Genomic DNA, 11681 nt, shown 5'->3' with positions numbered 1-11681 from the left:
TCCGACTAGAATTTGTAGGTCGCGCTGCCGATCACGGTTCGGGCCTGGCCGATGGCGCAATCGCCGCGGAACGCCGTGCAGGAAAGGACATAATACGTGTCCTCAAGGTTCTGCGCGGTCACGGCCCAGCGCCAATTGTCGGTCTCATAGGCCAACGAAGCATCGAACAGGGTCACCGAAGGCGTCGTGACCTCGAGCCGCTGGCCGGTCGTGATGTCGACGGCGACATCCTCGATCTCGCCGATATAGCGCACGCCGCCACCGATCGAGACCCCTTCCAGCCACCCGCGGCTGAACGTGTAGATCCCCCAGAGCGAAGCGAGATGAGGCGGCGCACCTTCACGCTGAGTGCCGATCTTGATGCCGAGCGGATCGGGATAGTCGGTGTATTTGGCGTCCGTGTAGCTATAGGCACCGATCACCTTCAACTCGTCCGTGATATTGCCGATTGCCTCGATCTCGAAGCCCTTCGCCTCGACCTCCGCGCCGATCAGCGTCTCGAACAGCGTGTCCGGCGAGACGACCAGATTCTCCTCGGTCAGCTGGTACGCCGACATATAGAGGCCGAACCGCGAACCGTCCGGCTGGATCTTGAGGCCAACCTCGATCTGCTCGCCTTCCCGCGGCGTCGCCGCCCGGGCATTGGTCCGGACGAACAGCTCGTCGGACACGATCTGTCCGGGCTGGGGCGTGAAGGATTGCGACCAGGTGATGTAGGGCGCCCAACCGGCATCGAACTCGTACATCAACGCGGCCCGGCCCGACGTCGCCTGCTCATGAGTGTCGGGCGAGCCCTCGAAGCCGATATTCACCCAGTCCTGGCGGATACCGAGAATGCCGATCCAGTTCCCCAGACGGATCTGGTCCTGAAGATAGACACCCGTCTGATACTGCCGCTCGGTGGGATTTTCCCGCAGGGTCAGGTTGTTCGGATCGACCGGCGAAAACGTGCCGAGGTCGACTTGATAATCCGAAGGGCCGTAGCTCGGATTATAGAGATTGAAATTCTTCTGGAAGCCGGGATAGCCCGCGAGTTGCAGCACCGACTGGCGATTGATCCCCAACCCCGCGACATAGTCGTTTGCAAACTGCGTTGCCAAAGCTTGGGCCGTTGCCGGCGGCACGAAGGACGGGATCTGCGCCAAGGCGATCGGGTATGCCTGAGCGAAGGCAGCCGCTTCCGCCGCCGGCACCACCCCCGGATTGACCGATGTGCTGGTCAGGAGATTGTCGAGCGAATCCGCCCGGCTGCTTTCCTCCTTGAAGCTCATGAAATCGACACCGCCCGTGATCTCGTGGTTGATGCGGCCGGTATTGATCTCTCCGGTTAGATAGGCGTCCTGATTGAATACCTCCGTCTCGGTATTCGAGACGAACCGGACGCGGGCAACTTCTTCCTGACTGGCATCCAGAAACGGGGCGTAGTCTGGAATGACCAGATCCGTGCCGAGCAAATTCGCGAACGGCGAATTCAGGATGGAGAACCGAGCCGGCGTCAGAGGGGCCGGCAACGTCGAGTCGTATTCATTCTCCGTGTGGGTATACCGGGTGCCCGAATGAAACTTCAGCTTGTTGTTGAAGGTCTTGTCGATCAGCAGCGTCCCCGACTGCTGCTCCGTGTTGTAGTAGTCCCCAGGCTCGCCCGTGAACGTGTCACGTGGCACGATCCGGCCGTTGATATTCGGATAGAGCGTGCCAGCTTGCGGCATGAATTGCTGCACCGAGCCGCCATCGTCTTTGCGGAAATTGGCGATGAAGGTGACGTCGGTATCGGCATCCGGACGATACGAGAGCGCCGGCTGGATCATGAAGCGGTCATTATCGACATAGTCGACCTGGGTGTCGGCCCGACGCCCGAGAGCGGTGATTCGGTAGTACCAGTCGCTGCCTTCCGAGATCGGTCCGCTCACATCGCCGCGCACCTGCTTGAAGTCGAAGGACCCGTAATCGATTCCAGCCTCGGCAAACGGCTCCAGGGTCGGCCGCTTTGAGACCCCGTTGATGATGCCGCCGGCGCTGGTTGCCCCGTACAGCATGGAGGACGGACCGCGCAGCACCTCGATTCGCTCAAGCGCATAGGGCTCGATCTGGATGGTGTTCGAGTTGGAGCCGCTGACGACCTGGGTCTGCAGCCCATCGATGAAATAGGCCGCCGGGATACCGCGGATGATCGCGTAGTCGTTACGCGTATCGAGGCCGAACCCGTCGGCGAAAACGCCCGGCGTGTAGCGCACCGCCTCCTGCAACGTCTGCACGCCCTGATCCTGCATCTGCTCGACGCCGATCACCGAGATCGACTGGGGCGTCTCCATGATAGGTGTGTCGGTCTTGGTGCCCGTGGCGGAACGTGTCGCGACATATCCCTCGACGGGGCTATAGGCGGTCGGCTCCCCTCCAAAGGTGGAGCGCTCGACCCCTTCCGGCTCCGGTTCCGGCAAAGGCGCCGGGACGGCCGTTTGAATCGGCGCCGTACCGCGCGCAGACCGCACAGGCGGCGCAGCTGGCGACGGCTCGTCTCCCTCCACAACGATCGGATTGAGCTCGATGCCCTGAGAGGCTTCTTGTTCCTGAACGCCCTCTGGCGCACCTTCAGGGCCAATGGGCTCTCCGTCCGACGGCGAGGAGATTTCCGCGCCTTGAACGGGCTGCTCTTCCTGGATGCCTTGCGAAGCGTCCGGTTCTTGCGCCTGCGCCTGCACAACCGTTCCAGTTGAAAGCGCTATGCCCAGCAGCATCAGAATTGCTGCCTGCCCACGCGCGCACGCGCCGCCCTTCACGGCGGCCACCCTATTAAGAATTATCAATTTCGCCCCCCGGCAAATGCTGTGCTGGTGCGCTAGGCGCACCTGTTAACAAGCGCGTAACCTAGAGGGGGGAGCCGCCCAGCGGGTACTGAACTGTTCTCAACTATCTTGTTGAATTAGAGTGGAAACAGATTTTCCGTACCCTGTTCGAGAACCGGCGCAGCAGGGACGGGATCGGAAAGCAGGCGATCGAGATCTTCGCTGAAGCTCACTATTCGCCGGTGTCGAACGCGGCGCGGAGCTGCGACATCTGCCGATGCAGGGGATGCTCCGACTCAAGGGCCGGCCGCTCCGCATCCAGATTGAGCATTTGATTTAGCCGGAGCACGCGATCCTGCAGCTTCAGGCTTTCTCCCACCAGGAACCGCAGCCGCTCCGGCAGCGCTTCGAAATCTCGCGTGGGGTGGTCGCCGCTCTTCACGGGCAGCTTGATCTTGCGCTGCTCTTCCAGCGCCTGCTCGGCGGAAAGCTCGCCTTCGGTGACGGCCCGGCGAATCAGCAGCCAGGAGGCGAGCTGCATCAGCCGCGTGGTAAGGCGCATGCTCTCTGTCGCGTAAGCCAGCGAAAGCGGCGGCTTCAGGCCCCGTGCTTCCAGGCGTCCTTCCCCGTCGAGATAGGCGGCCGCCTCCTCGACAAGCGCCATCCCTTCGCGGAAAACTGCTTTGAACTGCTCGGATTGTGCGAATTTAGCGCCGAAGGAGACGGTTACGTCGCCTTCGCCGCTGCTCGAACGTTCCGCCATCGGCACTCCCCCTGACGTCGCTGGCCGGCCGGCACACTATGCCAACTCGCGGGCCTGTCGACCACCTCATGCGACAATAGGTTAACGCCGAAGATGGGCAAAAAAAGAGCCGCCCGGTGGGCGGCTCAGGAAGTTAACAGGGAGGCGTCAAACAGAGTGGTTGGGGCCACTCCGATCCAGAGGACTGGATAAGGGGAACATTAAGCGTAATGTCCTAAGGATTCGTTAATGCTAACCAGCGATTTACCTAAACGAATCCTTAACGCCCGAAGACCCCGCGCCCCTAACTCTTGAATGCGGATTCCGCGGCATCTTTCGAGGCCTTTTTCGCCTCCAACACCGCTTCCACCCGCGCGATCTCGTCGCGAAGGGACTGGGCGAGGTCTTTCAACTCGTCCACGGAGAGCTTGGAAAGATCGGCGCCCAGGCTGTGCACCTCGGGCTTTTTCGGCTCCAGGTCGCTCCAATCCATCTGCACCTCCTATCATCTGGCCATCAGATCGTTACACTCGCCGCCAATACCGACCGAGCCCATTCTAATCGGAGACCCTTTATGCTGCCATCGACCATGACCGTGATCGAAGCCGAGGACAAAGGCGGCCCGGACGTCCTGAAAGTCGCCGAGCGCCCCGTGCCCGAGCCGGGTAAGGGAGAGGTTCTGATCGAGGTCCATGCGGCAGGCGTGAACCGCCCCGACGTGCTCCAGCGCATGGGCCTCTACCCTGCGCCGAAGGACGCGTCCGACCTCCTCGGCCTGGAAGTCGCCGGCAGGATCGTGAAATGCGGCGAAGGCGCGAACCGCTTCGCCGAAGGCGATGAGGTCTGCGCCCTGGTGAATGGCGGCGGCTACGCTCAATACGCCGTGGCGCCTGAAGCCACCACCTTGAAGAAGCCGGAGAATCTCTCCTTTACGGAAGCGGCGGCCCTGCCCGAGACGGTGTTCACGGTCTGGCACAACGTGTTCGAGCGCGGACAGCTGAAGGAAGGCGACTGGCTGCTGGTCCATGGCGGCTCCAGCGGCATCGGCACCACGGCGATCCAGATGGCCACCCTCAAAGGCGCCAAGGTCATCGTGACTGCCGGCACCGATGAGAAATGCCACGCCTGCGAGGAACTCGGCGCAACCAAGGCCATCAACTACAAGAAGGAGGACTTCGTCGGCATCGTGAAGGAGATCACCGACCGCCACGGCGCAGACGTGATCCTCGATATGGTCGGCGGCGACTACATCGAGAAGGATATCCACGCCGCGGCCACCGAAGGCCGCATCGTGCAGATCGCCTTCCTGCAAGGTTCGAAAGTCGAGGTGGATCTCGTCCGGCTGATGATGCGCCGCCTGACCCTCACCGGCTCCACCTTGCGCGCCCAATCGGATGCCGCAAAGGCCGCCATGGCCCGGGCCATCGAGACCGCGGTCTGGCCCCTCGTCGAGGAGGGCAAGCTCGCACCCGTGATGGACTCGACCTTCGATCTGAAGGATGTGGCCGAAGCCCACAAGCGGATCGACGATCCCCATCACATCGGCAAGATCGTCCTGAGCGTGGAGCACGGCTAGGCTAGTCCGGGCGACGACCGCCGCTCAGGCCGCGGATTGCAACACGTCCTTCAAGTGCAAGGGAAAAGCCCCATGCAACCGACGGGAAGCGTTTGCGTCGAAAACCCGCAAGCCCTATATAGGGCTCATCCCCTTCATCGTTGTCAAAAGGCTCTCGCGCCGGAAGGGGGCGAGAGGCCGCTCGGATTCCAATAGGTTTCTTTCGCCATAAGGTTGCTCTGCTCATGACCCGAATTCCGCTGATGCCCAAGGCGACCGCCGTCTGGCTGGTCGACAACACCGCGCTCACCTTCGAGCAGATCGCCGAGTTCTGTCACCTGCACGTCTTGGAGGTGAAGGGCATCGCCGATGGCGACGTGGCGCAGGGGATCAAGGGCATGGACCCGGTCTCCGCCGGGCAGCTCACCCGCGACGAGATCAAGAAGGCCGAGGACGACTCGTCCTACAAGCTGCATCTCGCCGAGCCGAAGGTGGAGGTGCCCGAGGTGAAGACCAAGCGCGGGCCGCGCTACACGCCGGTCTCCCGCCGTCAGGATCGGCCCAACGCCATCCTGTGGCTCACCAAGAACCACCCTGAGTTGAAGGATGCACAGATCATGCGGCTGGTGGGCACCACCAAGCCGACCATCCAGGCTATCCGCGACCGCACCCATTGGAACTCCGCCAATCTCCAGGCGCAGGATCCGGTGACCCTCGGACTCTGCTCCCAGATCGATCTCGATGCCGAAGTGAAGAAGGCAGCCGCCCGCGTCGAGCGCGAGCGCAAGGCCGCCGGCGAAACCGCACCGCCGCTCGGCGGCACCCTCGCCCCGAGCGAGGAGACGGCCGGCACGCCGGCCTATTCCGCCGACGATGCGGAGCGGGTGCTCGAGGAGGAGGCGGAGGCCTTCGTCGACGACGGTTACACCACCGACGATACGAACGCGCCCGATCCCGATTCCGTGTTCTCGAAGCTGCAGAACCTGAAGGACGACCTCGCGAAGGATCCGCTCCAGCAGGCCGAGGACGACGCATCGCCCCAGGAGCCGCCCGTCACCGAGGTGTCGGATCAGGTTTCGGCCGACGATATCTTCAAGACGACCGAAAGCGCCGAGACCCCCGAGACGGATGAGGCCGGCGACAACGACGAGGACGACGACAAGAGCTGAGGTGTTGGCGGGGCCGCCAGGCCCCTCCTCCGTGACATCGAAACAGCGCCGGGCAAGAATCGGGGCGGCCGGCGCATATTCCGATTGAAGCCGGCCACGTCCCTTGCTCTGTTAGCGCCTCGTAGGGGGGCAAAGCATGAGTACGAGTCCTTACGACTTTCATCTGGGGCCAAATCCGGCCAATTATCAGCCGCTTACGCCGTCGGTCTTTCTTGAGCGCGCGGCCCTGATCTATCCGGACCACACCGCCATCGTGCATGGCACGCAGCGGATTCCGTATCGGACCTTTTACGCCCGAGCCCGCCAGCTCGCCTCCGCGCTGACCGCCCGCGGCATCGGCTTCGGCGATACCGTCTCCGTCATGCTCTCCAACACGCCGTCCATGCTGGAGGCCCACTACGCGGTCCCCATGACCGGCGCGGTGCTCCACTGCATCAACACCCGGCTCGACGCCGCGATCATCGCCTTCCAGCTGGACCACGCCGAAACGAAGCTCCTCATCGTCGATAGCGAGTTCACGCCCGTGATGAAGGAAGCGCTCTCCCAGGCGAGCGTGAAGCCGATCATCCTCACCTACGAGGACGTGGAAAGCGGCATCGAAGGCGAGAAGATCGGCGAAGAGGACTACGAAGCATTCCTTCAGGAAGGCGATCCCGACTTCCCCTGGTCACCACCGAGTGACGAGTGGAACGCCATCTCCCTCAATTACACCAGCGGCACCACGGGCAATCCGAAGGGCGTCGTCTACACCCATCGCGGCGCCACCCTGATGTGCTACGCCAACACCATCGCCACGGGCATGCAGACTCATCCGGTCTACCTCTGGACCCTGCCGATGTTTCATTGCAACGGCTGGTGCTTCCCCTGGACCATCGCGCTGGTCGCCGGCACCCATGTCTGCCTCCGGGCGGTCCGGGCCAAGCCCATGTACGACGCCATCGCAGACCATAAGGTGACCAACCTCAGCGGCGCGCCGATCGTCATGTCGGTGCTCTTGAATGCCTCCGATGACGAGAAGCGTGACTTCGATCACACCGTCTCCGTCAACCACGCCGCAGCCCCGCCCCCGGCCGCCGTGCTTGCCGCCATGGGCGAGGCAGGCTTCGAGCTCACCCACCTCTACGGGCTAACCGAGACCTACGGCCCCGCCACCCTCAACGAGTGGAAGACGGAGTGGAACGAGCTCGACGACGAGGAGCGCCTCAAGCTGCGCATCCGCCAGGGCGTACGCTATCCGGCTCTGGAAGATCTCACCGTGAAGGACCCGGACACCATGGAGACGGTACCTGCCGACGGGGAAACCCTCGGTGAGGTGATGTTCCGCGGCAATATCGTGATGAAGGGCTATCTGAAGAATCGCGAGGCGACCGATGCAGCCTTCGCCGGCGGCTGGTTCCATTCCGGCGATCTCGGCGTGCTCCATCCCGACGGCTATATCCAGCTCAAGGACCGCTCGAAGGACGTCATCATTTCCGGCGGAGAGAACATCTCCTCCATTGAGGTCGAGGACGTGCTCTACAAGCATCCAAGCGTGGCCGCCGCGGCCGTCGTCGCCAAGCAGGATGAGAAATGGGGCGAGACCCCGTGCGCCTTCATCGAGACCAAGCCTGGCGCGGAAGTGACGGCGGAAGAGATCATCGCCTATTGCCGCGAGAAGCTCGCCCACTTCAAATGCCCGCGCTACGTGGTCTTCACGGAACTGCCGCGCACGTCCACCGGCAAGATCCAGAAATTCAAGCTGCGCGACGAAGCGGACGCGGTCACGGCGTGACGCGGGGCGCTTCTGCGTTACCCCAGGCTAAACCGCCCCATCCTTCTCCGCGGAAACGAAGCGTTCCACCCAGCTCTGGTTGATGCTGTCCGCCAGCTTCGCGACTTTGGGTTCGACTTGGTCCGCCGCGCGGCCATCTAACCCGAGGCGCGCCAGCAATAGTCCCAGGCTCACAATCGGTGCCGCGGAGAGATCTTCATAGGTGAACCGCAGCGGATCGATATTTGACGCGTCGAACCACCTGTTCCACTCGCGGTCATGAGCGGTCATTTATCTGCGGTCGCACAGACGGCCCTACGCACATCCAGACAAAAAGAAAGGCCCGCCGAAATTCGGCGAGCCTCTCTTGTGGACTTCGGCAGGCTCCTAAGCCTGATCCGATTTAGTCCTAACGGCGCCAGCGACGGTTCCACCGGCGGTCGTGATCGTAGCGGTGATGACGGTGATACCGGTGACGATAGCGATCCCGGTCGCCCCCGACATAGACACCCACGCCGGGCGCTCTCAGCCGGAAATCGGCACCACCACCACCGCGGCAACGGCGATCGAACAGTCCGCAGTTGCGCCAGCCCACGTTCGTGACGCCAGCCGGGGCGGTGGATTGGATGCCGGTCGCCGTGGCGGCACCGGGCGCAGCCATAGCCGGCGCTGCGGCAAAACCAAGCCCCAGCGCAGCCGTCATTGCTATCGCGATCTTTCTCATGATCTCCTCCTTCCGGGATTTGAATTGGGAAAAAATAAAGGGGCCAGCGGCGACCAGACGGTCCCCACGGCCCTTAGGAGATGATATCTTCACAAATACAAACCCTTAGCCCCGCACGCTGGTTCCTCCGGAACGCTAAAAAGTCACGTTGGGGCGCGCCTGGCTAGGTTGCGAAGCAAGGCCCAGAAAAAGGAAATTTGCATGCCGTTTATCAAAATTGACGTGATCGAAGGCCGCTCGAACGCGGAGATCGACACCCTTCTGGATGCGACCCATGAAGCCGTCCTCGAGGCCTTCAAGGTGCCCGAAGGCGACCGCTATCAAATCCTGAGCGAGCACCCGAAGACCCATATGCGCTTCGAGGACACCGGGCTCGGCTTCTCCCGGACAGACAAGGTCGTCTTCCTTCACGTGACGACCCGCCCCCGACCGCGGGATCAGAAGGAGGCGTTCTACCGTCTCGTCGTAGAGAAGCTGAAAGCCCAGTGCGGGATCGACGATACTGACGTTATGGTCAGCCTGGTTGAGAATGGCGACGACGACTGGTCCTTCGCTCATGGCCGCGCCCAATTCCTGACCGGAGAGCTGTAGACGAATCGAGGAATCGGCTTGGCCGGCCTCCTCCTGATCGCCGAAGATTGTATTTCGCGAATCGAGAGGTCCGGTCGGCCCGATGGTCGAGGAGAATTTCAAGGAGATCGCCGAACTCGTCGCCGTGGCGATCGAGGCGGGCGCGTGGCCGTCGTCACCTATGGCGCCGCGGAGGCGATCGTGCTGCTCGTCAGCGCCATCGCGCGGCGTGAGCCGACCGCCTATCAGGGCCGGATTATCTGGCTGAAATTCGCGACCTGGATCCTGCTCGCTTTGGAATTCGCCTTGGCCGCCGACATCGTGCGCACGGCCATCGCCCCCACCTGGGACGATATCGGCAAGCTCGCCGCGATCGCGGTTATCCGCACGATCCTGAACTACTTCCTGGCGAAGGATATCGCCGCCTTCAGCGAAACACTCGGGGACGGCGGAGAGGCGGCGGGAATCATGCCGCCGCGTCCGAAGCCGCGGCGGCAGTCCAGCAAAGCCTAGCTCGAATCAGATCGGCGGATCCTAGCGGCCGAAGGCGCGACGAAGCAGTCCGCCCAGCGGCCCGCTACGGCGGCGCTCGGGCCGCGCCTGGGTGTCTTCGACCTTCATGGCCCACTCGTCGGAGAATGCCGACTCGCTCTCATCCAGAGCAGGCGACACGCCACGCCCTTCGCGATCGAGGCGAGCCATGCGCATCTCGCCAGGCTTCGCAAGCTGATCGGCCTGGATCCAGCCGACGGTAGACGTTTTCGGCTCCTCGACCTTCGTCCAGCCGTCCTTCTCGCCGCGGACGAACAGCTTTCGGCCAACCGGGAAAGCGACAATCATGGGCGCGGCATTTGCGGGCAGCGAACGCATCACCGCATCCTTGCCGGCCACATTCACCCAATTGTCGGCGTCTTCCTTCTTGGAAGGAAGCGGCATCGCGCCCTGCTGATCGGAAAGGCTGACGGATTGGATTTCCGGCGCGGGATTCTGCGCCGCTACGGGACCCTTGGCCTGGGGCTTTTGGGCAGTGGTCTCCCGGATGGCGGCCCGATATTCGAGCGTGGTGGCGGCTTCGGTGTTTCGCGCATTGGCAATGTCGCGCGGACCAATGGCCGACTGGGCCATGAGAAAGATGCCGAGCCCGAATATCGCGGCGCTCGCCATCCAGATAGAAGCAACGACCTTGTTCATTCGCATGGGAGAACTCCGTCCCTCTAAGGGTCTCCGGGTTTCGCTTGCCGGATTAACGAAGATGTCATCGAAACGTTCCCCGTTTGATCGTTGGATGGCGTGTGCGCACGCAAATGTGATTGAACCGGTCTCGGCTCGTGATGGCGGCCCATCCAACCTGGAAACCCGGATCTCGCGCTAGGCAGTAGCACCGGGCCCCGGTACCATGCGGGGCACACACCCGAGATGACGGATTCGAGACCGCGGAATGCTGAGCTACAAAGAGTTCGACAACGCCAAGACCGTGGAGGTCCGCATTGCGGGCAAGGTCACGGCCGAAGAGTTCGACCGCGTGGCAAAACAGCTCGAAGCCTTTATCGCCCGTCACGGCGAGGTCCGCATCATGGAGATCTTCGAGAGCTTCGAGGGCATGGATGCACGCGCCTTCTGGCACGACATCCGCTTCACCCTGAGCCATCTACGCGACTTCGATCGCTGCGCCGTGGTGTGCGAGGCGACAATCTTCGATCTCTGGTCGGAACTTGTCGCCCCCTTCACCAAATGCGAGGTGCGTCAGTTCAAGCCCGATCAGATGGCCGAGGCCCGCGCCTGGCTGAGCGGCACCGGCGACCCGGAGATCTAGCTTCACAGCAGCGCGCGCCACGCGAGAGGCGAATCCGTCCCCGGGCCGGCAAGTCTTGAAGCCGCCAGGCCGTCATTTCTTGAATCAGTCTGTTCGAGCTTCGTACGTCCCGTCAGCCGCGACGGTCTAGCGCTCAGAAACGGCCCCTCGGTCTAATGGGGCGTCTGATGCTTGAGGCGTTCCATCTCGTCTTTGAGCCGCAGCTTCTTCCGCTTCCAGTCGGTGATCTTGAGCGGATCGGCCATTGGCCTGGCCTCCTCCTGCTCGATCTGCCGCTCCAAAGCCCGGTGCTTCTCGGAGAGTTCAGTGAGATGTGCGTCAAGCGCCATAGTGAGACCTCCACTTTGTTAGGTGGATTATCGAGTTTGACCCAACGCCGGGGCCTTGTCTAACGGTCTTGCGACGCCTCCGCTCACAAATTGTTTCAAGGCCACAAAGGCGCCATCCCCCTTGCGCAAATCCGCCTCCATCGCCTTGCGCACGCCACCTTTGCCGCGCGATACTCCGCCCGTCCTTTGAGGCAGGGGAGCATCCCGCTGGCAGGCCCGGCGGCATCAGAAGGGGCGGAAGGACAC

12 protein-coding genes and 1 pseudogene are annotated in these 11681 nt (G+C 62.6%); 6 read left to right on the top strand and 7 right to left on the bottom strand.

Annotated elements, in window-relative coordinates:
- Nucleotides 1-5: 5 nt before the first annotated feature.
- The 3 genes from A7A08_RS07505 to A7A08_RS07495 form a co-directional block, all read right to left on the bottom strand.
- The gene (locus tag A7A08_RS07505; RefSeq protein ID WP_083226558.1) at nucleotides 6-2735 is read right to left on the bottom strand and encodes a TonB-dependent siderophore receptor; all 2730 of its coding nucleotides are present in this window, start codon (nucleotides 2733-2735) and stop codon (nucleotides 6-8) included.
- 280 nt (nucleotides 2736-3015) lie between these two features.
- On the bottom strand, nucleotides 3016-3546 hold the full coding sequence (gene rcdA, locus A7A08_RS07500; protein ID WP_069094886.1) for a protease adaptor protein RcdA: 531 nt from the start codon (nucleotides 3544-3546) through the stop codon (nucleotides 3016-3018).
- A gap of 283 nt (nucleotides 3547-3829) precedes the next feature.
- Entirely contained in the window at nucleotides 3830-4018 is a 189-nt protein-coding gene (locus tag A7A08_RS07495) for a DUF1192 domain-containing protein (protein ID WP_069094885.1), read from the bottom strand.
- An 81-nt stretch (nucleotides 4019-4099) separates the two neighbouring features.
- Here A7A08_RS07495 and A7A08_RS07490 point away from each other — a divergent pair, with 81 nt between their 5' ends.
- From A7A08_RS07490 to A7A08_RS07480, 3 genes and pseudogenes are all read left to right on the top strand, one after another.
- Nucleotides 4100-5101, top strand: a complete 1002-nt coding sequence (locus tag A7A08_RS07490) for an NAD(P)H-quinone oxidoreductase (RefSeq protein ID WP_069094884.1) — start codon at nucleotides 4100-4102, stop codon at nucleotides 5099-5101.
- A 224-nt stretch (nucleotides 5102-5325) separates the two neighbouring features.
- Nucleotides 5326-6111: pseudogene (locus tag A7A08_RS16785) on the top strand (DUF1013 domain-containing protein); the annotation flags it as partial.
- Nucleotides 6112-6385: 274 nt separating this feature from the next.
- Complete coding sequence (locus A7A08_RS07480; protein ID WP_069094883.1) at nucleotides 6386-8020, top strand: acyl-CoA synthetase; 1635 nt, start codon at nucleotides 6386-6388, stop codon at nucleotides 8018-8020.
- 27 nt (nucleotides 8021-8047) lie between these two features.
- On the opposite strand, the gene A7A08_RS07475 is transcribed toward A7A08_RS07480, so the two are convergent.
- Together A7A08_RS07475 and A7A08_RS15950 are read right to left on the bottom strand one after the other, a co-directional pair.
- On the bottom strand, nucleotides 8048-8290 hold the full coding sequence (locus tag A7A08_RS07475) for a Stf0 family sulfotransferase (protein ID WP_069094882.1): 243 nt from the start codon (nucleotides 8288-8290) through the stop codon (nucleotides 8048-8050).
- A 118-nt stretch (nucleotides 8291-8408) separates the two neighbouring features.
- Nucleotides 8409-8723 carry a hypothetical protein gene (locus A7A08_RS15950; RefSeq protein WP_141693897.1) on the bottom strand — a complete coding sequence of 105 codons (315 nt, stop codon included), beginning with the start codon at nucleotides 8721-8723 and terminating at the stop codon, nucleotides 8409-8411.
- A gap of 201 nt (nucleotides 8724-8924) precedes the next feature.
- Between A7A08_RS15950 and A7A08_RS07470 the strand changes: the two genes are divergently transcribed.
- Together A7A08_RS07470 and A7A08_RS07465 are read left to right on the top strand one after the other, a co-directional pair.
- The gene (locus tag A7A08_RS07470; RefSeq protein ID WP_069094881.1) at nucleotides 8925-9314 is read left to right on the top strand and encodes a tautomerase family protein; all 390 of its coding nucleotides are present in this window, start codon (nucleotides 8925-8927) and stop codon (nucleotides 9312-9314) included.
- Between the two features lie 144 nt (nucleotides 9315-9458).
- On the top strand, nucleotides 9459-9806 hold the full coding sequence (locus A7A08_RS07465; RefSeq protein WP_069094880.1) for a DUF1622 domain-containing protein: 348 nt from the start codon (nucleotides 9459-9461) through the stop codon (nucleotides 9804-9806).
- A gap of 21 nt (nucleotides 9807-9827) precedes the next feature.
- Here the strand turns inward: A7A08_RS07465 and A7A08_RS07460 are convergent, their stop codons facing one another.
- Nucleotides 9828-10490, bottom strand: a complete 663-nt coding sequence (locus tag A7A08_RS07460; RefSeq protein WP_141693896.1) for a hypothetical protein — start codon at nucleotides 10488-10490, stop codon at nucleotides 9828-9830.
- A gap of 241 nt (nucleotides 10491-10731) precedes the next feature.
- Here A7A08_RS07460 and A7A08_RS07455 point away from each other — a divergent pair, with 241 nt between their 5' ends.
- Complete coding sequence (locus A7A08_RS07455) at nucleotides 10732-11106, top strand: SpoIIAA family protein (RefSeq protein WP_069094878.1); 375 nt, start codon at nucleotides 10732-10734, stop codon at nucleotides 11104-11106.
- 152 nt (nucleotides 11107-11258) lie between these two features.
- Here A7A08_RS07455 and A7A08_RS07450 read toward each other — a convergent pair whose 3' ends face one another.
- Nucleotides 11259-11435 (bottom strand): YdcH family protein, encoded by a 177-nt coding sequence (locus A7A08_RS07450; protein WP_069094877.1) that lies wholly within the window; start codon nucleotides 11433-11435, stop codon nucleotides 11259-11261.
- Between the last annotated feature and the right edge of the window lie 246 nt (nucleotides 11436-11681).

This window comes from Methyloligella halotolerans (assembly GCF_001708935.1).
Lineage (GTDB): Bacteria > Pseudomonadota > Alphaproteobacteria > Rhizobiales > Methyloligellaceae > Methyloligella > Methyloligella halotolerans.
This window is presented reverse-complemented; position numbering and strand designations above follow the sequence as displayed.